The organism is Micromonospora sp. NBC_01699, assembly GCF_036250065.1.
GTDB lineage: Bacteria > Actinomycetota > Actinomycetes > Mycobacteriales > Micromonosporaceae > Micromonospora_G.
The window spans coordinates 6,227,688-6,250,189 of record NZ_CP109199.1; the positions used below are offsets into that span (position 1 = coordinate 6,227,688).

At 72.0% G+C, this 22,502-nt stretch carries 15 protein-coding genes and 1 riboswitch; of the genes, 10 read left to right on the forward strand and 5 right to left on the reverse strand.

Going from position 1 to position 22,502, the window contains the following annotated elements; genetic code table 11:
* Positions 1-46: 46 nt before the first annotated feature.
* Together OG792_RS25275 and OG792_RS25280 are read right to left on the reverse strand one after the other, a co-directional pair.
* Positions 47-1,774 (reverse strand): glycoside hydrolase family 3 protein, encoded by a 1,728-nt coding sequence (locus OG792_RS25275; RefSeq protein WP_329102933.1) that lies wholly within the window; start codon positions 1,772-1,774, stop codon positions 47-49.
* A gap of 61 nt (positions 1,775-1,835) precedes the next feature.
* Positions 1,836-2,327, reverse strand: coding sequence for a DUF3145 domain-containing protein (locus OG792_RS25280; RefSeq protein ID WP_329102935.1), 492 nt, complete (start codon positions 2,325-2,327; stop codon positions 1,836-1,838).
* Between the two features lie 412 nt (positions 2,328-2,739).
* Here OG792_RS25280 and OG792_RS25285 point away from each other — a divergent pair, with 412 nt between their 5' ends.
* The 3 genes from OG792_RS25285 to OG792_RS25295 all read left to right on the forward strand — a co-directional run bounded on the left by OG792_RS25285 (position 2,740) and on the right by OG792_RS25295 (position 6,759).
* Positions 2,740-3,069: a hypothetical protein gene (locus OG792_RS25285; protein WP_329102937.1), complete on the forward strand. Its 330-nt coding sequence runs from the start codon at positions 2,740-2,742 to the stop codon at positions 3,067-3,069.
* 256 nt (positions 3,070-3,325) lie between these two features.
* A complete protein-coding gene (locus tag OG792_RS25290; protein ID WP_329102939.1) occupies positions 3,326-4,450 on the forward strand; it encodes an alpha/beta fold hydrolase in 1,125 nt (374 codons plus the stop codon).
* A 155-nt stretch (positions 4,451-4,605) separates the two neighbouring features.
* The gene (locus OG792_RS25295; protein ID WP_329102941.1) at positions 4,606-6,759 is read left to right on the forward strand and encodes a HelD family protein; all 2,154 of its coding nucleotides are present in this window, start codon (positions 4,606-4,608) and stop codon (positions 6,757-6,759) included.
* Between the two features lie 111 nt (positions 6,760-6,870).
* On the opposite strand, the gene OG792_RS25300 is transcribed toward OG792_RS25295, so the two are convergent.
* Complete coding sequence (locus OG792_RS25300; protein ID WP_329102943.1) at positions 6,871-7,863, reverse strand: SMP-30/gluconolactonase/LRE family protein; 993 nt, start codon at positions 7,861-7,863, stop codon at positions 6,871-6,873.
* A gap of 367 nt (positions 7,864-8,230) precedes the next feature.
* Here OG792_RS25300 and OG792_RS25305 point away from each other — a divergent pair, with 367 nt between their 5' ends.
* The 3 genes from OG792_RS25305 to OG792_RS25315 all read left to right on the forward strand — a co-directional run bounded on the left by OG792_RS25305 (position 8,231) and on the right by OG792_RS25315 (position 13,534).
* Positions 8,231-10,957: an ABC transporter permease gene (locus OG792_RS25305; protein WP_329102945.1), complete on the forward strand. Its 2,727-nt coding sequence runs from the start codon at positions 8,231-8,233 to the stop codon at positions 10,955-10,957.
* A 104-nt stretch (positions 10,958-11,061) separates the two neighbouring features.
* Positions 11,062-11,982, forward strand: a complete 921-nt coding sequence (locus tag OG792_RS25310) for a cation diffusion facilitator family transporter (protein WP_329102947.1) — start codon at positions 11,062-11,064, stop codon at positions 11,980-11,982.
* 307 nt (positions 11,983-12,289) lie between these two features.
* A riboswitch (cyclic di-AMP (ydaO/yuaA leader) is annotated at positions 12,290-12,420 on the forward strand.
* A 7-nt stretch (positions 12,421-12,427) separates the two neighbouring features.
* Positions 12,428-13,534 carry a coiled-coil domain-containing protein gene (locus tag OG792_RS25315; protein ID WP_329102948.1) on the forward strand — a complete coding sequence of 369 codons (1,107 nt, stop codon included), beginning with the start codon at positions 12,428-12,430 and terminating at the stop codon, positions 13,532-13,534.
* A gap of 167 nt (positions 13,535-13,701) precedes the next feature.
* Here OG792_RS25315 and OG792_RS25320 read toward each other — a convergent pair whose 3' ends face one another.
* Positions 13,702-14,280 carry a hypothetical protein gene (locus OG792_RS25320; protein WP_329102950.1) on the reverse strand — a complete coding sequence of 193 codons (579 nt, stop codon included), beginning with the start codon at positions 14,278-14,280 and terminating at the stop codon, positions 13,702-13,704.
* 569 nt (positions 14,281-14,849) lie between these two features.
* Complete coding sequence (locus OG792_RS25325) at positions 14,850-15,428, reverse strand: TetR/AcrR family transcriptional regulator (RefSeq protein WP_329102952.1); 579 nt, start codon at positions 15,426-15,428, stop codon at positions 14,850-14,852.
* A gap of 127 nt (positions 15,429-15,555) precedes the next feature.
* Between OG792_RS25325 and OG792_RS25330 the strand changes: the two genes are divergently transcribed.
* The 4 genes from OG792_RS25330 (at position 15,556) to OG792_RS25345 (ending at position 22,450) form a co-directional block, all read left to right on the forward strand.
* Complete coding sequence (locus OG792_RS25330) at positions 15,556-16,644, forward strand: FAD-dependent oxidoreductase (protein ID WP_329102954.1); 1,089 nt, start codon at positions 15,556-15,558, stop codon at positions 16,642-16,644.
* 134 nt (positions 16,645-16,778) lie between these two features.
* Positions 16,779-17,267 (forward strand): MarR family winged helix-turn-helix transcriptional regulator, encoded by a 489-nt coding sequence (locus OG792_RS25335; protein WP_329102956.1) that lies wholly within the window; start codon positions 16,779-16,781, stop codon positions 17,265-17,267.
* Between the two features lie 87 nt (positions 17,268-17,354).
* On the forward strand, positions 17,355-18,851 hold the full coding sequence (locus OG792_RS25340) for a DHA2 family efflux MFS transporter permease subunit (protein WP_329102958.1): 1,497 nt from the start codon (positions 17,355-17,357) through the stop codon (positions 18,849-18,851).
* Between the two features lie 548 nt (positions 18,852-19,399).
* Positions 19,400-22,450 (forward strand): glycosyl hydrolase, encoded by a 3,051-nt coding sequence (locus tag OG792_RS25345; RefSeq protein ID WP_329102960.1) that lies wholly within the window; start codon positions 19,400-19,402, stop codon positions 22,448-22,450.
* Positions 22,451-22,502: the final 52 nt, after the last annotated feature.

The following is a 22,502-nucleotide window of genomic DNA, read 5'->3' on the forward strand; positions in this document are numbered from 1 at the left end:
GCAGCGGGATTCCGGCAGGCCGATGACCAACCGGCGGACCGGACGCTCAGCCGGTGCAGGAACTGCGTGCCAGGCCGGTCACCGGCACCGGCGAGTGGCCGGTCGGCCGGGCCTTGCCGGCGAGTACGTCGGCCAGTGCCGCCATCGACACGGCCGTCGACGAGTACGTCGCCAGCAGCACCGGTGACTTCGCCGTCTCCAGCAGGTACGGGGTGTCCATCGCGACGGTCACCCCGGCGGCGCCGTTGAGGTCGGCGGCGGCGTCGCCGTACCCGACCAGGTGCACGATCGTGCCGCCCTGGGCGACGACGGTGGCACCGGCGGCGCGCAGCGCCTCGGTGAGCGTGGCGGCGGTCTTCTCCCGCCCGTTGGCGGCGGTGACCGTGATCGGGCCGGGTACGGCCACCTGGGCGCAGGTGCCGCGCAGCGCGGTGACGGACGCGTTCGCCACCTTCCGGGCGGCCTCCCGGTGCGCCGCCGTGTCCAGCGTCTCCATCGACGGCGCCGGCCGCCCGGCGAGGCTGAACTTCAGCGTGAGCACCCGGGTCACCGCCTCGACCAGCCGGGTCCGGGGCAGCGTTCCGTCGCGTACGCCGGCCAGCAGCCCGTCGTACGCCTGGGTCACGTTCGGCGGCATCAGCAGCAGGTCGTTGCCGGCGTTGATCGCCCGGACGGCCGCCTCGCCCGGCGGGTAGCGCATCGCCGGTGCCATGTTCATCCCGTCGGTGACCAGCACGCCCTTGAAGCCGAGTTGGCCACGGAGCAGGTCGGTGAGCACCCTGTGCGAGAAGGTGGCCGGCACCCCCGGGTCGATCGCCCGTACGTCCAGGTGCCCGGACATGACCAGGCCGGCGCCGGCGGCGATGCCGGCGGTGAACGGCGGCAGGTCGCCGGTGTCGAGCGCGGCCCGGTCCTGGGCGAGCTGCGGCAGGTCGTCGTGCGAGTCGGCGGCGGTGTGACCGTGGCCGGGGAAGTGCTTGATGGTCGCCGCGACCCCCGCACCCTGGAGTCCGCGTACGGCGGCGGCGACCTGGTCGCCGGTGGTCTTGGGGTCGTCGCCGAAGGATCGGGAGCCGATCACGGTGCTGTGCGCGCCGAGCACGTCGGCGTCCGGGGCGAAGTCGACGTTGATGCCGAGGGCGGCGAGCTCGGTGCCGGCGGCCTGCCAGGCGGCCTCGGTCAGGGCCGGGTTCCGGGCCGCCCCGAAGGCCATCGCGCTGGGCAGCACCGTGACGCCGGTGCCGATCCGGGTCACCACACCGAACTCCTGGTCGGTGCCGATCAGCAGCGGCGCGGCGCCGGCCGGCAGCTTGCCGGCGGCCTCCCGCAGCCCGCCGGTCAGCCCGTGCACCTGCTCGACGTTGTCGACGTTCGTGGTGACCTGGTTCTGGTTCGTCGGATCGTCGGCGGAGAAGCCGACCAGGATCAGCCCGCCGAGCCGGTACTTCGCGATCATCTCGGCCGGGGTCTCGACTCCGGCCAGCGCCTTGTTGCCGGTCGCCGAGCCGAGCGTGACCTTGGTGGCCGAGCTGCCGTACGCGTACGGCATCAGCACCTGGCCGACCAGGTCCTCGTCGGTCAGCCGGCCGACCAGGTCGGCCGCCCGCGCCGCCGGGTCCCCGGCACCGGACGGGATCGCGCCGGTCGTGGGGTCGGCCGGGGTGGTGGGGTTCGCGCTCGTGGTGCCCTGGTCGGGTCGACCGGCACAGCCGGTCGCGGTCAGCGCGGCCAGTACGGCGAGCGCGGCGATGGTACGCCGGAGGGGGGTCGGCATCCCGCTATCCCATCAGTTCCCCCCTTATCAGGGCAACTTGACCAGGGCGTCCCCGCACCGGTCAGCCGACCCTGGTGAGCAGCGTCACCGGCGCCCCGTCACCGGCGTACCGGTAGGGCTCCAGCTCGGCGTCCCACGCCGTTCCGAGTGCCTTGTCCAGGGCGTGCGCCAGCGCCTCGGGAGCCCGTGCCGCCGCCATGATGGCGCGCAGCCGGTCCTCACCGAGCTGGATGTCGCCGGCGGCGCCGGTGGTGGCCCGGAACAGCCCGCGTCCCGGGACGTACATGAACCGCTCGCCGTCGACCCCGGCGCTCGGCTCCTCGGTGATCTCGAAACGGATCATCGGCCACTGCCGGAGGGCAGCAGCCAGTTCCGCGCCCGTCCCCGGCCGGCCGGACCAACTGCACTCCGCCCGGCGTGCGCCGGGATCGACGGGTTGAACCGTCCAGTGCAGATTGACCGGCACGGTAAGGACGCGCGCGATCGCCCACTCGACGTGTGCACACACGGCGAGCGGGGTCGAGTGGACGTATACGACGCCACGCGTTGGCACGGTGACCTCCCGGAGAGCGAGGTGCGTCTTCCCCTACGACCTCGATCACCAGGCGATGCTGGAACACATGATGACTCGTGTGACGGATGGTGCGCCAGAGAATCGGAATTTTGGCATGCCGGAATAGCCGTCCCGCTAGTGGGTGTTCATTCCTCACGACAGACCGCGGTCGCCGTACGGCTCTCGTGGTCGTGTAAAGTTCACTCGGCGTCCTGTGTCGCCGTGCGTTCGTATATCCGGTGGCTCCGGCCGCCAACAGCAGGTTCTTCGGTGGCCCCGGCCGCCAAAACAGCAGGCTCTGGTGGCTCCGGCCACCAAACAGCAGTTCGGCGGCCCCCCGGCCACCAGGCGCGTCCGGCGTGTTGCCGTCGCGCATTCCGTCCTCCCGTTATGTCTGGCAAGGAGTACTTCCGTGGCGAGCAACACCTCAAAGACCGCGCGCGCGTCAGTCCGCGCCGGCCAGGCCGGTCAGGGTGGCGCCCTGAGCGTGCTCGGCGAGTTCAAGTACCTGATCCCGCTCAACGGCGGCAAGCACGCCTACGTGCGGAACCTGACCAACGGCAAGACCGTGCACGTACGCACCGACTCCGACGCCTTCATCGAGGAGCTTCGTCAGCTCGCCGGTGCCGGCCACGCCGTCAAGATCCGGGCCGAGATCGCCGGTCTGGCTGCGGCGTTCCCGGGCGAAGGCTGGGACACCGCCGACAAGCGGCTCGTCGAGGCCGGCGTCTTCACCGCCTGATCGCACTGAACCGAGCGAACGCCTCGGTCCGGCCAACACGCCGGACCGGGGCGTTCGCCGCTTTTCGCACTATTTGAGGGATCACGACACCACCCGACGGATCGGTACCGGACGCCGACCGGGTATCCGGCACCAACCGGAACGACCGGCGGAACCCGCGGCAAACCGCCGGGCCGCAACCCCAGCGGCCGGCCACGGTCACGGGTACGCTTGTTACCCGCGGGTACGGTGACCCTCGGGCGACCCGGAGGTGGCCATGTCCGAGCAACGCCCGACCCGGATCGCCCCGGTCGGCTTCGGCCCATCCACGGCCATCCTGCGCGCCACCGCGCCAGCCACGGCCACCGTGTCCACCGCCGCCCCGTTCACCGCCGCCCTCCCTACGGCCACCCTGCCCGCCCGCGAGCAACCGCCGCCGAACCCGCCTGACCCGCCCGGCATCGACTACTCCGATGGGATCGAGCTGTCCGACGGGGTCCGGCTCCGGGTCGAGCAGGTCGGATCGGGCGGTGCGCCGCTGACCGTGGTGCTGCTGCACGGCTGGACCCTGGATCACCGAATCTGGCACCGGCAGGTGTCCGCACTGGTCGAGCACCTGGGCGACACGGTCCGGATCATCAGCTACGACGCCCGTGGTCACGGCCGATCGGGCGTCAGCCACCTCGGTACGGCCACCCTCGATCGACTCGGCGACGACCTCGCCGAACTACTCGACCGGATGGCGCCTACCGGTCCGGTGGTGCTCGCCGGCCACTCGCTCGGCGGCATGACGATCATGGAGTACGCCCACCGGCACCCCGACGACTTCGCCGCCCGGATCGCCGGCCTGGTCCTCATCGCCACCACCGCCGAGGGCGACACCCACACCTGTTACGGCCTGCCGTCACGGGTCACCTGGCTGATCCGGCTCGCCGAGACCACCGGGGCCGACGTACTGGCCCGCTGTGGCGGTCTGCGTACGCCCGGACCGCTGTTGCGGGTGCTGCGGCCGACCCTGCGCTGGCTGCTCTTCGGAAACGAGTGTGAGCCGGACGACATCCGGCTCACCACGTCGGCGGTCGCCCGCGCGGCACTGGTCTCGATCGGCGGGCTGCGGTCCTCGATCGGCCGGCAGCAGCGGCTGGACACCCTCGCCGGCCTCGCTCACCTACCGGTGGCGGCGCTGGTCGGCGACCGGGACCGGCTCACCCCACCACCGTGCGCCGAATCGATCGTCAGGACGCTCCCGGCCACCGAACTGACCGTCTGTCCGGGCGCCGGGCACATGCTCATGCTGGAACGCCCCGACGAGGTGAACGCCGCCCTGCTCGACGTGGTCCGCCGGGCCCTCACGCCGATCCCCAGCCAGCGTCGCGCCGGTACGGGAGGGTCGTCCGGCTGACCCGTCCGGGTCCGATCAGGTGATCGGCGCGGAACGGCCGGACGGATACCCCGTACCCTCGCTTCCTGGCAATCCTGCGCGTCCGCGCGCCTGCCCGGCCCGATCGGCCGGGCTCGGCGTCGCGGGCCGCGACCGACCAACCGGGAGTCTGCACGTTGACCGACCTCACCACCCTGCAACAGGAGATCGCCGCCGAGCAGCGGCATCTCGACCTGGTCTACGCCCGGCTGGCCCAGCTGCGCCGGACCGCCGTCCAGGCTGAGCAGGAGGGTTACCATCTCGCCCGGGTGGGCAACTTCAGCGCGCTCGTCGAACGGGACGCGATGGTCTTCCACGCCGCCCGGCGCCGGCAGTCCCTCGACGCCGAACACGAGGGGCTCGTCTTCGGCCGGCTGGACCTGCGCGACCGGCAGGTGCTGCACGTCGGCCGGCTGGGCGTACGGGGCGAGCGGGCCGAGCCGCTGGTGATCGACTGGCGGGCACCCGCCGCCGCCGCGTTCTACCAGGCGACCGCCGCCGACCCGCGTGGCGTGGTCCGGCGCCGCATGATCCAGTCCGCCAACGAGAAGGTCACCCGGATCGAGGACGACCTGCTCGACCCCGGTGCCGCACCGGCCGACATGCGGGTGGTCGGGGACGGGGCGCTGCTCGCCTCGCTGGCCAAGGCGACCGGCCGGGGCATGCGCGACATCGTCTCCACCATCCAGCGCGAGCAGGACGAGGCGATCCGCTCCCCCGCCGGTGGTGTCACGATCGTCTCCGGTGGGCCGGGGACCGGCAAGACCGCCGTCGCCCTGCACCGGGCCGCGTACCTGCTCTACTCCGACCGCAACCGGTTCGCCGGGGGCGGCGTACTGGTGGTCGGGCCGTCCGGGGTCTTCGTCGAGTACATCGCCTCCGTACTGCCCTCGCTCGGCGAGGAGACCGCCACCCTGCACTCGCTCGGCTCACTCTTCCCCGGCGTGGTCGCCACGCGTACGGACCCGACCGCCATCGCGGCGATCAAGGGCTCGCTGCGGATGCGTCGGGTGCTGGAGCGGGCCACCCACGACACGGTCCCGAACGGCCCCACCGAACTGCGCCTGCTCTACCGGGGCGAGCTGCTCCGGCTCGGGGCCGGCGAACTCGACGCGATCCGGGTCCGGGCCCTGCCCCGAGGCGCCCGGCGCAACGAGGTCCGCCGGGCCGGCATCGACGGGCTGTTCAACGCGCTCTGGACCCAGGCGCAGCGGATGCGCGCCGGCCGGCTGCCGCAGCGGCGCGACTTCGAGGGCGAACTGGCCGAACGCGGCGACTTCCGGGACTTCATCCGGGCCTGGTGGCCCCAACTGCACCCGTGGCACGTACTGGGCTGGATGACCCGGCCGGAGCGGCTGCGCGCGTACGCGTCGGGGATCCTGTCCAACCGGGAGATCCGGGCACTGGGCGATTCGTTGCGGAGCCTGGACGCCGACGGGCCGACGATCGCCGACGTCGCCATCCTGGACGAGCTGGACGAGTTGCTCGGCAAGCCGATGCGCGCGGCGAAGCGCCGGCGCGACCCGTACCTGCTCTCCGGCGGCGTACGCGAGGTCAGCACGTACGCCGACCGGCAGCGCGCGGCACGGACCCCGGTCGAGCGGGACGAGGACTACCGGGAGTACGCCCACGTGGTGGTGGACGAGTCCCAGGACGTGTCGCCGATGCAGTGGCGGATGATCGGCCGGCGCGGTCGGCTCGCCTCCTGGACCGTGGTCGGCGATCCGGCCCAGACCGCCTGGACCGGCGAAGCCCACGAGCTGTCCCAGTCCCGGGACAAGGCGCTCGGTCGCCGTCCCCGGCACGAGTTCACCCTCTCCACGAACTATCGCAACCCGGCGGAGATCTTCGCGGTGGCCGCCGAGGTGATCCGGGAGGTGGCACCCGATCTTCCGTTGCCGGTCGCGGTGCGTACCACCGGGGTCGAGCCGATCGCGCTGACCGTACCGCCGGAAGACTTGGCCGCGACCACGGTGCAGGCGGTGACCGACCTGCTCGCGGAGGTCCAGGGCACGGTCGGGGTGATCACGCCGGTGCCGCGCCGGGACGAGGTCGCGGCCTGGCTGGAACACCTGGCCGGGCCGCGCCTCCAGGTCGTCACCAGCCTCCAGGCCAAGGGCATGGAGTACGACGGCGTCGCGCTGATCGCCCCCACCGAGATCCGTACCGACTCCGAATCCGGCATCCGCACCCTCTACGTAGCCCTCTCCCGAGCCACCCAACGCCTAACCACCCTCGACCCCTCCCCCTCCCCTCCCCTCCCCTCCCCCTCCCCCTCCCCCCGCCCCTAACTCGCGTTGATCTAGGGCAAATACGTGCTAGTTGATCTCTAACCACACGTATTTGCCCTAGATCGGCGAGGGGTTTGGGGCGCGGGGCACGGGGTCAGGGGGTTAAGGGGGTCAGGGGCGGGGGATGGAGGTGGTGGTGTAGGGGGTGGTGGGGGTGGGTGGGGTGGTGAAGCGGCCGTTGGGGAGGTAGAGGCGGTTGGCGTAGGCGGCCACGGTGGTGGGGACGTCGAAGGCTGGTGAGGTGACCTTCTTTACCAGGCGGGCGGTGGTACCGGCGCGGTCGAGGTGGTAGACGGCGACCGTGTTCAGGCGGTTCTGTACGACGTAGAGGGTGTGGCCGTCGCGCAGCAGGCCGTCGCCGTTGGTCAACACCTCGCCGCCGAGGTCGACGGTCCGGGCCACGCCCGTGGTCGGGTCGACCCGGAAGAGCAGGCCGGTGGTGGACTGGACGACCAACAGGCCCCGCCCGTCCGGGGCGGTCTCGATGCCGTTGGCGTTGATCCCGGCGCCGTAGGCGATGTCACCGGTCAGCGGCAGGGCGACCGCCTCGTCCGCGTCCGGCAGGCCACCCCGCCGGTCCAGCGGCAGCTTGTACAGCACCGGGTTGGTCGAGTCGGTGAACCAGGCCGCCTCCGGGGTGAGCACCACGTCGTTGACGAAACTCGGCACGCTGTTGAACCGGTACGTGGTCAGCAGTTCCCCGGTGAACGCATTGAACACCTTGGCGGCGGCACCGCTGGTGCTGTTACCGCCACCGACGAAGAGCCGCCCACGCAGGTCGACCTTGAGTCCCTGGGACGGGGTGCCCGAACCGGGGTTGATCACTTCACCCCGCCCGGTGAGCAGGCTGACCCGGTAGATGGCGCCGGAGACGCGCGAGCCGAAGAAGGCGTACGGCAGGGCCCCGATCGCGATCCCCTCCGGCTGGAACCCGTCCGGCAGCGCGAACGTGGCGGGGAAGATCGTGCCGGCTCGGGCCGAGGCTGCCGGAGGCGCGACGGCGGCACCGGCCGGGGCAGCTGCGACCGGGGCGGCTGCGGCCAGTACGCCGGTCAGGGTCAGCACGGCAAACAGGACGGTGGTGGTACGGGGTCGAACTCGCATCCTCGATCTCCTCCCCCGCCGTCGTGGCGGGCATCGGTTGATGTCGGTGTGTGCCGGTTCGATGTTGCCCGGCGATCCGCCCGTCCGCTACCGGACAGCCACCGAGCGGCACCCGAGCAGTGCCCGAGCGATGCCCGAGCGGTGCCTGAGCGGCGTCCGAGCGGGTGCCTGAGCGGGTGCCTGAGCGAGCAGGCGCCGCCGGCGGAACGCCGGTCCGGGGAGGGGAGAGTGGCGGAACGCCCGTCCCGGCGGGGAGAGTGGCGGAACGCCGGTCCGGGACGGCACGTCCGGTCGTGGCGGACAGGTCGACGATGACGGAGCATGGGCCGGTGACGGAACACGGGGCGATGACGGGACACGGACCGACGTGAGCTGGCCGCTGCTGCGCCTGGCCGCGGCCGGGCTGCGGGCCCATGCCGTACGGCTGCTGTTGACCGCTTTCGCGGTGGTGGTCGGGGTCAGTTTCCTCGCCGGCACGCTGGTCTACGGCGACACCGCTCGGGCCGCCTTCTACGACGACCTGGCCCGCTCGGCCCGGAACGTGGACGTGGTGGTGGAACCGGCCGAGACCCTGGTGTCGGCCGACACGGTGGCCCGGATCCGGGCGGTCGATGGGGTGGCCGAGGTGGACGGGCGGGTGATCGCCTGGCTGGGCCTGCTCGACCGGGACGGCCGGCTGCTGACCCAGCAGGGCCACGTCGGGTATGGACTCTCGGTGCCCGGAGTGGCGTCACTCGCGCCGTACGATGTGGCGGCCGGGCGGCTGCCCCGCACGGCCGGCGAGGTCGCGGTGGACAAGACCACGGTGGCCGGCACCGGGTACGCGCTCGGCGCCCCGGTGACCCTGCTCGACCAGGCCGGCGCGTCGCACCGGCTGACCCTGGTCGGGGTGCTCGACCTCGGCGTGAACCGGCTCTTCGGTGGCTCCCCGGTGGCCGCCCTGACCGAACCCGACCTGACCCGGTTGACCGGCACACAGCGGTACGCGCAGGTGGTGATCCGGGCCGCGCCCGGGGTCGACCCGGAGACATTGGCCGACCGGGTGGCGCAGGTGACCGGCGATCCACGGCTGGTGGTGTCCACCGGTGACCGGCTTCGGCAGCAGCTGGCCGAGCAGGCCGGCAAGTACGTCAACGGCTTCCTGGCGGTGCTGATCGGATTCGGGCTGGTCTCGCTGACCGTGTCGGCGTTCGTCATCTACAACACGTTCGCGATCCTGGCCGCCCAGCGCGTACGCGAGCTGAGCCTGCTGCGCTGTATCGGCGCCTCCCGCCGGCAGGTCGGGATCGCGGTGCTGCTGGAGGCGCTGGCGCTGGGCGTACTGGCGTCGCTGGGCGGGCTGGCGATGAGCCTGCTGGTCGGCTACGGGCTGATCTGGGGGCGGGAACTGGTCGCCACCGACATCCCGCTGCACGCGCCGGTGGTTCGCTGGCCGACGGTGGCGGTGGCGATCGGCTTCGGCACCCTGGTGTCGGTGCTGGCGGCGCTCGTACCGGCGCTGGCGGCGGGGCGGGTGCCGCCGCTGGCCGCGCTGCACGGCAGTGCCACCGCCGAGCTGCGCGGTTCGACCGGTCGACGCGGACGGGTCCGGCTGCTGATCGCCGCCGGGCTGGCCGGGCTGGGCCTGCTGGCGATCGTGATCGGGGTGCCGCTGGCCTTTCCGGGGCTGCCGGTGGTGCTCGGCGGCGGCATGATCCTCTTCCTCGGGACGGTGGTGGCGGCGCCGCTGCTGGTTCCGCGCGCGGTCGGCGTACTGGGTTGGCTGCCGGCCCGGCTGTTCGGACCGGTGGCCCGGCTGGCGGTGGCGAACGCGCGGCGCAACCCGCGCCGGGCCGCCGCGACCACCATGGCGCTGACCGTCGGGGTGGCGCTGATGTCGATGTTCGCGGTGCTGCTGGGGACCGCCCGGGACCAGACCGGACGGGAGCTGACCGAGAACTTCCCGGTGGACTTCGTGCTCGACCGGGCCCGGGTGGACGGCACTCCCGGGGTGACCCCTGGCACGCTGCCGGCGGAGCTGGCCGGCGTACTCCGGGCCGACCCGGCGTTCGCGACGGTGGCCGAGGTGCGGCTCGCACCGGCACCGGCGGACCCGCAGGTCCGGGTCTGGTCGGTGCCGCCCGAGCAGTTGCGCGGCCCGATCCGGCCGGAGGTGACCGACGGTGACCTGGCCGCCCTGCGGCCGGGCACGGTGGCGGTGAGCCGCCGGCTGGCCGAGGCCCGCAACATCGGCGTGGGCGACCGGCTCCCGCTCGGCCTGCCCGACACCCTGACCGGCCCGACCGATCCGGTTGGGCCGACCGATCCGGTTGGCCCAACCGGCCCAACCGAGCCAACCGGCCCAACCGAGCCAACCGGCCCAACCGAGCCAACCGGCCCAACCGAGCCGACCGGCCCAACCGGCCCGACCGAGCCGACCGGTTCGTCCGGGGGCGACGGTGTGGGGGGCTCGTTGGTCGTGGTCGCGCTCTACGACGACGCTCCGACCAGCGGTACGGCGCTGGTCGAGTGGAGCCGGTTCACCGCCGCGTACGGTCCGGGCGCGCCGAACCAGTTGCTCATCGACCTCGCCCCCGGTGTCGGTACGGCAGCCGGGCGGCAGGCGCTCGACGGGCTGCTGCGGGCGTACCCGGTGGTGCGGTTGAGCAGTGCGGCAGACCAGGCGAACGCGTTGTCGGCCACGCTGGACGAGCTGCTCGGCATCTTCGCCGCGCTGCTCGGCATGTCGGTGCTGATCGCGCTCTTCGGGATCAGCAACACGCTCTCGCTGTCGGTCTTCGAGCGCACCCGGGAGTCGGCCACGCTCCGGGCGCTGGGCCTGTCCCGACGGCAGCTCGGGCGCATGCTGCTGGTCGAGGCGGCGCTGATCGCGCTGGTCGGCGCGTTGGCCGGGATCGCCCTGGGGGTGGGGGTCGGCTGGACCGCGGCACTCGGGCTGATCAGCAGCTACGGGCACGGGCTGCCGGTCGTACCGGTGGGGCAGTTGGCCCTCTGCGCGGGCCTGGCCTGCGGCGCGGCGGTCCTGGCCGGGCTGCTGCCGGCCCGCCGGGCGAGCCGGGCCCCGATCGTGGCGGCGATGGCGAACGAGGGCTGAGCCCTCGCACCCTTCCGGCACCCGGCCGGTTCGACTCGGTGGCACACATTGCGATATCAGCATATGTTGGGCTATAGCGGTACCGGCTGACGGAGGGTGTGTGCGTGGGCACGGGTCATGACCACGGCGCGCAGGCGATGCGCGCCGCCGAGCGGCACCGGGGACGGCTCTGGTCCGCCTTCGGGCTGCTCGTCGTTGTCATGATCGTCGAGGCGGTCGCCGCCCTCACCACCGGCTCGCTGGCGCTGCTCTCCGACGCCGGGCACATGTTCACCGACGTACTCGGAATCGGCATGGCACTGGCCGCGATCACCGCGACCCGGCACGCCACCGACGACCCGCAGCGGACCTTCGGCCTCTACCGGCTGGAGGTGCTCGCGGCACTGGCCAACGCCGTGCTGCTGTTCGGCGTCGCGATCTACGTGCTGGTCGAGGCCGCCCGCCGGTTCAGCCAGGAGCACCCGCCGACCGTGCTGGCCGGGCCGATGCTGGGGGTCGCCATCGTCGGTCTGCTGGCCAACCTGGTCGCCTTCGGGCTGCTGCGCGCCGGGGCACGGGAGAGCATCAACCTGCGCGGCGCCTACCTGGAGGCGCTTGGCGACACGCTCGGCTCGGCCGGGGTGATCGTCGCCGCGCTGGTGATCGCGAACACCGGCTGGTGGTGGGCCGACCCGCTGGTCGCGGTCGCGATCGGCCTGTTCATCCTGCCCCGGACCTGGCGGCTGGCCCGAGCCGCGATCCGGATCCTGGTGCAGGCCGCACCGGAGCACCTCGACGTGCCCACGGTCGCCGCCCGGCTCTGTGCCGTACCCGGTGTCGCCAACGTGCACGACCTGCACGTCTGGACGCTCACCTCGGGCATGGAGGTCGCCTCGGCGCACCTCACCCTGTCCGCCGGCGCCGAGGTCGGCGCGGTGCTGGCCGCCGCCCGCGGGGCGTTGCACGACGACTTCGACATCGCACACGCCACCCTCCAGGTCGAGCCGGGCAGCGCGACCGAGGGCTGCGGCCCCACCGACTGGTAAACCCCATCGGGTACGCCCGCCGCCCGGCCGGGTACGGCCGGGCACGCCCGTCACCCGCTTCGGTACGGTCGCGGACGGCACGGGTAGGTGGCGCTGCCGGTAGCGCTCCTTACCGGGCACCGGAAGGTGACCACTCTTCGCTTACCTTGGCCTTAATTTTTGTCGCCCGACCGGGTGAAATTTTATGGTTATATCCGGCATATCATTTCGATTCACTTTGATCCTCTGACAAGCGACCACTGTCCGTACTGGAGCCGGCCGGTAGGCTCGGCTCCGGTCATCGCCGGGCGGCGCCCTCCGGCGCCTGTGGTGACCGTCGCCTAATCGCACATGCGAGCCGGGGAACCATCGCGTCATTGGGGTGCATCCGCGTCAGCGGTAGGGATCTTCCGTCCCGAACCCGTCAGCTAACCCGGTCGGCGGCTGACGGAAGGACGTGCACCGAATGCCATTGTTGGCGCCCGTACGACCCCGCCATCCGCGCGCGGTCCGTACCGCGATCGCGATCACCCTCACCCTGTTGGCCGCCTCGGTCACCCCCACCGCCGCGCTGGCCGCACCCGCCCCCCTCGGCACCGCCCCCCTCGGCACCGCCCCGCTGACCGCCGCGAACGTGCTCGCCGCCGCCCCCGGCGGCACCGACGACGAGGGCGGCAGCGACAGCCTGCGAGAGCAGCTCGACGTCGCGGCCAAGGGCTACCTCGACGCCCAGGCGGCACTGGACAACTCCACCAAGCGGCAGCAGCAGCTCGCCGCGCACCTGGTCACCCTGGAGGCCGAAGTGGTCACCAGGACCCGGACCGTCGGCGAACTGGCCGGCTTGGCGTACCGCACCGGGCGCCTGGGGCCCCTCACCGCCCTGCTCAACAGCGACTCGCCGGACGGCTTCCTGGACCGTGCGTCCTCCCTCGGCACGGTCGCCGCCAACGAGGACCGCCAGCTCCGGGACCTGATCGAGGTACGGGACCAGGAGACCCGGGCCAAGGCGGCGATCGACAACGAGATCCGTGAGCAGCGCAAGCAGCTCGACATCATGGCCAAGCGCAAGCAGCAGGCCGAACGGGCGCTCGCGCTCGCCGGCAGCGGCGGCTCCAGCCCCGGCGTCACCGCCAGCACCACCTCCCCCACGGCCAAGCCGGCCCCCCGCAACTCGGACGGGTCGTGGCCGAAGGAGTCGTGCAGCGTCAACGACCCGACCACCACCGGCTGCATCACCCCGCGCACCCTCAACGCGATGAACCAGGCCAAGGCGGCCGGCTTCACCCGTTTCGTCTCCTGCTTCCGCAGCGGCGGCTCGGGCGAACACCCGAAGGGCCGGGCCTGCGACTTCGCGGCGGAGAAGGGCGGCTTCGGCGGAATCGCCACCGGCGGCGACCGGACGTACGGCAACAACCTGGCGGCGTACTTCGTCAAGAACGCCAGCCGCCTCGGCGTGCTCTACGTGATCTGGTTCAAGCAGATCTGGCTACCCGGCAGCGGCTGGAAGGCGTACAACGGCGGCGGCGACCCCTCCAGCGACCACACCAACCACGTCCACCTCTCCATGAACTAACCCCGCCCCTCCCCCTCCCCTCTCCCCCTCTCCCCCTCCCCTCGCGTGCCCCCGCGCCCGCCCCCGGGCGCGTCGATCTAGGGCAAATACGTGTGATTAGAGATCAAGTAACCCCCATTCGCCCTAGATCGGCGCCGTGAGGGGGGTGGGGGGCGGGGGGTGGGGGGTTAGGGGGTGGAGTTCCAGAAGCCGATGATGGTGGCGGTCCACCAGCCGAGTTGGGAGATCGTGGCGGCTAGGGCGCCGGGGAGTAGGCGGGACCAGTGCGTGGGGGTGTCGCCGAGGTTGGCGAGGCGGTCGCGTACGCGGCCCAGGAACAGCCCGTTGATCCCCACCGCGAGTACGGCGACCAGCTTGAGCTGCACCAGCCCGGACGAGGTGTCGGGGCGCAGTGCCGCACCGCTGACGACCAGGCCCACCAGACCGAGCCAGATCAGCAGGTGTGCCCCCTGCGCCATGCCCAGTACGGTGCCGAGCCGTTCCCGGCGCAGAATCCAGCGCAGGCTGAACCAATCCACGGTGAGTACGGCTCCGAAGCCGATCACGAGACTGGCCAGGTGACAGAACAGCGCGATCGACCGCCATCCCGGACCGACGGTGAGGTGCGGCGCGACGAGCACCACTACCAGCCAGCCGACACCGACCGCGACGACGGGACCGATCCGTGCGGCGCGACCGGCCGGCCGGCGGTGGCCGCCCCGCCAACCCGCAGCCGGCTGCCCGGTCGACGGGTCGAGCCGCCGCACGTGATCCGTCGGCGGGTCGAGGTGATCGACGAGAGCCGGTGAGTGATGACTCGCAGCGGACGCCAGGGAGCGGCGACTGGCAGCGGCCGACGGCGAGTGGCGATTCGCAGGGGACACGTGCGAGTGGTGACCGGCAGCGGGGACCGGTCGATGGTCATCGGAAGCAGGGACCGGTGCACGGTGATCGGCAGCGGAGGCCGGGGAGCGGCGGTCGGGAGCAGAGGCCGGGGAGCGGCGACCGGGGGCAGGGGCCGGGGAGGGGCGGTCGGCGGCGGAGAGCGGTGGGCGGCGGATGCCGGCGGGGTCGACCGGTGCGGGTGCGGTGTGTCGGCCGGTCGTCCGGAGGTCAGACATATCGGGCCGGGCCGTCCGGACCGGCGGGTCCCGAAACCGGCATGGTGGTCCCTCCGCTCGCCTCGGGCCGGGGTCGGCCGAAGATCGGCCGGGCCGGGAGGAGAACCGACGGCCCTCCTGATCAGGAGACTCGCCGGGAGCGGCGGCGCAACAGAAAACCCGGCCGGGGAGATCCGTACCGCTGCCCGGAGCGGACGCGGTGGTCGACGGGGCGGTCAGGCGGGGGTGCGGGTGGTGGTGGGGCTCGTTATCGCGCCGAGCAGGAGTCGCAGGCCGGGGGTGGGGTCGAAGTCCGGGTCGGGGAAGGCGAGCTGGTGCATGATCACACCGTCCATGTGGTCCAGCAGCAGCCGGCAGTGCCGTTCCGGATCGGGTGAGCCGACCGCACCCAGCCAGGGTGCTCCCCAGCGGACCAGTTCGGCGTTGCCCTGCCCGAGGTCGGCCTGCAACTGCGGCCGGACCGCAGCGTCGAGACAGAGGGCGAGGCGGGCGACCGTACGCGGCCGGGCCGGGCCGACCGCGGTCCGGACGAATTCGGCCAGCAACCGGGCCAGCTCGTCGAGGTCGACCGGGTGCTCCGGGCCGGTCATCCGCTGCCAGTCCGCCCGGTCCAGCACGGCCAACCGCGCGACCACTCCGCCGAGCAGCGCGTCCCGGGTACGGAAGTGGTTGGACGCGGAGCCGGCCGGCAACCCGGCCTCGGCGTCCACCGCACGGTGGGTGAGTTGACGCAGCCCCTGTCCCCCGAGCACCCGGATCGCGGCATCGGTGAGCTGGTCCAACCGGGACGACATCCGCCCACCCTAACGAACTACACCCGTAGTTAATTCGACTACAGCCATAGTCAATTCAACTACATCCGTAGTGACAGCTAACTACAGCCGTAGTACGGTCCGCTCAGACCAGGCGAGCGAGCATCACATGACCGGACGGGCGGGCTATCACGTGACCAGACGAGCGGGCATCATCGGCGGTGGCATCGGCGGACTGGCAACAGCGATCATGTTGCAGCAGGCCGGCTGGACGGTACGGGTCTTCGAGAGGGCGCCCGCCCTCGGCGGCTCCGGCACCGCGCTCGGCATGTGGCCGGCGTCGCTGCGCGCCCTCGACGCCCTCGGCCTCGGCGGGGACGTACGCGCGCTCGGCGCCCGGCAGCGCCACGGCACCTTCCTCCGCCCGGACGGCAGCCGGATCGCCCGGCTGGACGTGAGCGCGATCGCCCGCCGCACCGGCGACTCGGTGCACCTGATCTCCCGACCGGCACTGCTCGGGCTGCTCGCCGGTGCGGTCGCCCCCGGCACCGTTAGCTTCGACAGCCCGGTGACCGATCTCGCCGCGTACCGGACGGGGTTCGACGTGGTGGTGGCGGCCGACGGGGTGTTCAGCCGGACCCGTACGGCGATCTTCGGCACCGACAGCGGGGCACGTTATGTCGGCGCCACCGCCTGGCGGGGCACCGTGGACGGGGCGACCGACACGGTGAGCGAGACCTGGGGGCGTGGACAGCGGTTCGGCGTCACCCCGCGCGAGGACGGTCGGACCAACTGGTACGCCACCGCGCTCGCCCCGCCCGGCGGACGTTCGCCGGAGGGCGAGGTAGCGGCACTGCGGGCCAGGTTCGGTGACTGGCACGCGGGCGTACGGCAGGTATTGAGCCGGCTGCGGCCGGCGGAGGTCCTGCGGCACGACCTCTACCAGCTCGCGCGGCCGCTGCCGGGTTACCTCGACGGCAACGTGGTCCTGATCGGCGACGCGGCGCACGCGATGACCCCGGATCTGGGGCGGGGTGCCGGTGAGGCGCTGGTCGACGCGGTGACGCTCGGGCACTGCCTGGCCGACGCGACCTCGATCGCCGCCGGACTGGCCGAGTACGACAACCGGCGACGTCGGCCGACCCAGCGGTTGGTCCGGCTCTCGCACCGGGTCGGCCGGATCGCCCAGGCCCGTCGGTTCACCCCGCTCCGGGACGCCGCGGTACGCGTCGCCCTGACCTTCGGTCCACCCACCTGACCCCACCCAGCGGCAGCCGGCAACCAGCGGGGCAACAGGCGACAGGGATGCTGGCAGCAGGGAAGCGGGCACGCAGCGGGATAAGTCTGCTATTAGACGATCTGTTACGGATCTAGGTGGCTATGCTGGTCGGCATGACCGCCATGGCGCCGACGCGTACCGAACCGGATCTGTCGTTCCTGCTGGACCATACGAGCCACGTGCTGCGGACCCGGATGGCGGCGGCCCTCGCCGAGATCGGGCTCACCGCGCGCATGCACTGCGTGCTGGTGCACGCCCTGGCCGAGGAGCGGACGCAGATCCAGCTCGCCGAACTGGGCGACATGGACAAGACCACGATGGTGGTGACGGTCGACGCGCTGGAGAAGGCCGGCCTGGCCGTACGCCGCGCCTCCACCACCGACCGGCGGGCCCGGATCATCGCGGTCACCCCGGAGGGCGCCCGGGTCGCCGAACGGAGTCAGCGGATCGTCGACCGGGTGCACGAGGAGGCGCTGGGCGCCCTTGCCGCCGACGAGCGCGAGCCCTTCCTTCGCGCCCTGAATCGCCTGGTCGACGGGCATCTGGCCAGCCCGGTCGAGAATCCCCAACCGGTACGGCGAGCCCGCCAGCGCGGGAACTAGATCACAAACAGATCGTCTATAACAAAACCATCTGCTACGGTCCTCCTGTTCCGGTACGAGATCGTCCGTACGAGCAGGAGGACCGCCGTGTCCGCTCTTCCCACCACCAACCCACCCCGGTCCCGCTGGCTGGCCCTCGGGGTCATCGCCACCGGCATGCTGATGATCGTTCTCGACGGCAGCATCGTCACCGTGGCGATGCCGGCCATCCAGGCCGACCTCGGTTTCAGCCCGACCGGTCTGAGCTGGGTCGTCAACGCCTACCTGGTCCCGTTCGGCAGCCTGCTGCTGCTGGCCGGGCGGCTGGGCGACCTGATCGGCCGCCGGCGGCTGTTCCTCACCGGCGTCGTGGTGTTCACCGCGGCCTCGCTGCTGGCCGGCACAGCCACCTCCCCCGGCATGCTGATCGCGGCCCGGCTGGGACAGGGTGTCGGCAGCGCGATGAGCGCCTCGGTCAGCCTGGGCATCCTGGTCACGCTCTTCGTGGAGCCCACCGAGCGGGGCCGGGCGATCGCGGTCTTCAGCTTCACCGGTGCCGCCGGCGCCTCGATCGGCTCGGTCCTCGGCGGGCTGCTCACCGACGCGCTGAGCTGGCACTGGATCTTCTTCATCAACCTGCCGATCGGGCTCGCCGTGCTCGCGGTCGCCCTGCCCGTGCTGCCGGTCGACCGGGGACTCGGGTTGGCGGCCGGCGCCGACGTCACCGGCGCCGCGCTGGTCACCGCCGGGCTCATGCTCGGCATCCTCACCGTCGTGCAGATCGACGGACAGGGCTGGAACTCGGTCCGTACGCTCGGCTCCGGTGCGCTTGCCGCCGTCCTGCTCGCCGGATTCGTGGTACGGCAGGCGATGGCCCGCAACCCACTGATGCCGCTGCGGATCTTCCGGTCGCGCGCGGTGTCCGGGGCGAACCTGGTGCAGATCCTGATGGTGGCCGCGCTCTTCTCGTTCCAGATCCTGGTCGCCCTCTACCTACAGAACGTGCTCGGTTACGGCGCCGCCGCGACCGGCCTCGCGATGCTGCCGGCGGCGACCGCGATCGGCGCGGTCTCGCTCGGCGCCTCCGCCCGGCTCAACCGCCGCTTCGGTGAGCGGAGCGTGCTGGTGGCCGGAATCGTGTCGCTGATCGGGATGCTCGGGCTGCTCAGCCGCCTACCGGTGCACGCCGACTACGTCACCGACCTGCTGCCGGTGATGCTGCTCGCCGCGGGCTTCGGACTCGCCCTCCCGGCACTCACCGCGCTGGGCATGTCCGGTGCCGGCGACGACGACGCCGGGCTCGCCTCCGGCCTGTTCAACACCACCCAGCAGATCGGCATGGCGGTGGGAGTCGCGGTGCTGTCGACCCTCGCGGCGGGGCGTACGGACGGGTTGCTCGCCGAGGGCGCGAGCGGGGCGGCGGCGCTGACCGGCGGCTACCGCCTGGCCTTCACGGTCGGCGCGGGACTGCTCGTCGCCGCCCTCGCCGTCACGCTCGCCACCCTGCGCCGGCCGCCGGGACTGCCGGCCGGGACGGCGCAACACGCACCGGCGAAGCACGCCCCGCCGGCCGAACACGCACCGGCCCCGGCCGAGACCGCCTGACCCGGCCGTACGGCATCGCCGCACCGGCGGCGACGGACAAGGGGCGAGCATGAGGCGAGCGAGAGGGGGCGGGCGGAAGGCGAGCGGGCGGGCGGCGAGCCCGACCGCCTCCGTCCACAGTGCTCACGACCGGCAACGTGTGATCCGATAACAGTTTTTTGACAGGTTTTTCGGGGCGCTACTCGGCAGACGGGAATGACCGGCGAGAATGTCGCCGAATCCATTCCAAGAACATGGTGAATGGCACCCGCGGTCGCCACCACAACGGGGGCGGACATCGAAGCCCATGGCAGAGAGCGCTCTTTTCCTAGCTCTCTGTAACCCGCCGAGCGAGGCTCCCACCTCGCTCGGCGGGGTCGTGAGAGCGCTCTCTCAAAGTTAGCCCGCCGCACCGCGCAGTGTCAACAGAGATCCCCCACCGACCCGGCTGTTACGCAAAGAACGAGTCGAGACATTGACAGCAGCCACCATCTCTGGTGCTCTGACGCAACGCCCCCTTAATGTGCGCGAAACCTTCAGCGCACCGACCGTCCCCGACCGGAGGCACCATGGACCTGTCCCTCCGCCACGTCGTACCCGACGACGGCGGCCAACCGGACACCCGGCCGCGACCGGCCCGTTCGACCCTGTATCGCCGTGTGCTGGCCGCCGGCGCGACCGTCGCGCTCGTGGTCGGCGGACTCACCTTCGCCGTACCCGGTGGCGCGGGCGCCGACCCGCTCGGGGCCGGCAGCTACGCCACCGTCCGCCCGGCCGGGGCCGCACCGCCCGCCGGCTGCGCGGACATCTCCACCAACCCCCGCCGGTACGTCACCGCCAACGCTCCGGCCGGCGCGATCCCCACCAACGACTGGTGGTCCTCGCTGCTGTACAAGCGTCTCGACTGCGCGTACTCCGAGCCGCTGCACGCCCACCCAGCGTCGTACGACCCGGTGGCCGGCGGGCTCGGCGTCTCCTACACCACCACCGCGGGGATCTCCGGCTCACCGACCGGCCCCGGCGAGTTCCACTACACCTACAGTGCCGACTTCACCCTCGGCGTGACCGGGCTGAACTCCCCCGACGTCAAGGTGGACGGCTGGACCGACTGGACCGTCACGCCGTACTGGTCGGACGGGACCCGGACCCTGAAGGCGACCGTAGGGCACGGGCTTCCGTTCGTGTACGCCCAGGTCACCGGCGGCAACGCCCAGCTCAGCCTGACCAGCACGCCGACCGTCTGGTCCAACAGCGGCGGTCGGATCGGTTACACGGTCCGTGGTCACGACTACGTCGCGTACGCGCCGACCGGGGCGACCTGGACGGTCAGCGGCAACACGTTCACCTCGACCCTGGCCGGGCGGGGCTACTTCTCGGTCGCGGTCCTGCCGACCACCCCGAGCAGTTCGGCCGCCGAGCGCACCGCCCTGCTCGACAGCTACGGCCAGTACGCGCACGCCCACGTCACCGGTACCCGCGTCTCGTGGGGCTTCAACGCCGCGACCAGCATGGTGACCGCCACGTACGCCTTCACCACCACCGCCCGCGAGGGCACCGCCAGCGGCACCGTCGTCTCGCTCTACCCGCACCACTGGAAGAACCTCGCCGGTGGCACGCCGATCGGACAGACGTACATCTCGCCACGCGGTCCGATGAAGACCCTGGTCGGCACGGGCTCGTTCAGCACCAACATCCGCTATCAGGGTGTGCTGCCCGAGATCCCGGCCGTCGCCACCTCCAGCGGCGCCGACCTCGCCACCCTCGGCGGCTACCTGGACCAGGTCGCCACCGGTGACCCGCTGGCCGGCTTCGGGAACGACACCTACTGGACCGGCAAGGGCCTCGGCCGGGCCGCCCGGCTCGCCGAGATCGCCGACCAGCTCGGTCGGACCGCGCAGCGGGACCTGCTGCTGAACGCGATCCGGACCCGGCTCAACGACTGGTTCACCGCCTCGACGGGCAAGACCGCACGGGTGTTCCACTACGACCAGGCCTGGGGCACGCTGGTCGGCTACCCCGCGTCGTACGGTTCCGACCTGGAACTCAACGACCACCACTTCCACTACGGCTACTACATCGCCGCCGCCGCGACGCTGGCCAAGTTCGACCCGACCTGGGCCACCACCAGCCAGTACGGCGGCATGGTCAACCTGCTGATCCGGGACGCGAACAGCCCGGACCGCAACGACCCGATGTTCCCGTTCCTGCGGGACTTCGACATCTTCGCCGGGCACGACTGGGCCTCCGGCCACGGCTCGTTCCTGGCCGGCAACAACCAGGAGTCCTCCTCGGAGGGGATGAACTTCGCCTCCGCCCTGATCCAGTGGGGCCTGGCCACCGGCAACACCGCCGTACGCGACGCCGGGCTGTTCATCTACACCACGCAGGCGCAGGCGATCCAGGAGTACTGGTTCGACTCGGCCGACAGCAACTTCCCGGCCGCGTTCGCGCACAAGACGGTCGGCATGGTCTGGGGCGACGGCGGCGCGTACGCCACCTGGTTCTCGGGTGAGCCGGAGATGATCCAGGGCATCAACATGCTGCCGATCACCGGTGCCTCGAACTACCTCGGCTACAAGCCGGCGTACGTCACCACCAACTGGAACGAACTGGTCACCAACAACGGTGGTCCACCAACGGTGTGGCAGGACGTGCTCTGGTCGTTCCGGGCGATGGCCGAACCCGACGCCGCGCTGGCCAGCTTCCGGGCGAACCCGACGTACGCGATCGAGGAGGGTGAGAGCCGGGCGCACACCTTCCACTGGCTGCGCAACCTCGCGGCACTGGGGCAGGTGGACACCACGGTCACCGCCAACACCCCGCTGTACGCGGTCTACACCAAGAACGGCGTGAAGACCTACGTAGCCTCGAACATCACCCGCAACCCGATCACGGTGACCTTCTCCGACGGCCGCACGTTGGCCGTGGCGGCCGGCAAGACCGCCACCACCGGAGCGTTCACCTGGAGCGGCGGCAACGCCAACGGCGGCATCGGCAACCCCACCGGTACCCCGACCGTCCCGCCGACCACACCGCCAGCGACCACACCGCCAGCGACCACACCACCAGCGACCACACCGCCGGCAACAACACCGCCGGCGACGACGCCGCCGCCGGTGGTCCGCTCCAACCTGCTCCACGTCCGCTCCGGCGGGGCGCTGTCCGGCAGTGCCGGCACCGGTGCGGGCACCACCACCATCCCGGCGGCCAACGGCAACTGGGACGGCGCCCCGCACAACGCGGTCGTGCACACGGTCTGCGGGCTGACCGGCACGTACAACTCGGGTGCGACCGCGTTCAACCTGCACGTGGACGCGGGTGGCGCGGTCGGCGCCGCGGTCCAGGCGCGGGTGTCGTACGACTTCACCGGCTCGGGCAGCTACAGCCGGGTGGAGACGTACAACTACTTCGCCACCGACCCGGTCGTCGGCACCGAGACGTACACCCAGGCGGCCGGGGTGAAGACCGCGACCGGCGGCTTCGCCGCGCTGGCCAACGGTTGCGTCAAGCTGGAGGTCTGGAACGCCATCGGCAACGCGGCAACGACGGTACGGGTCAACGCGACCGCCGCCGAGGGCCGCCAGTCGACGGTCACCGTCCCGTTCACGGTCACCGGCTGACCATCGCTTCCCCGGTCCCTGGCTGTTGATCGCCGGGACAGGTGGGGCTCCC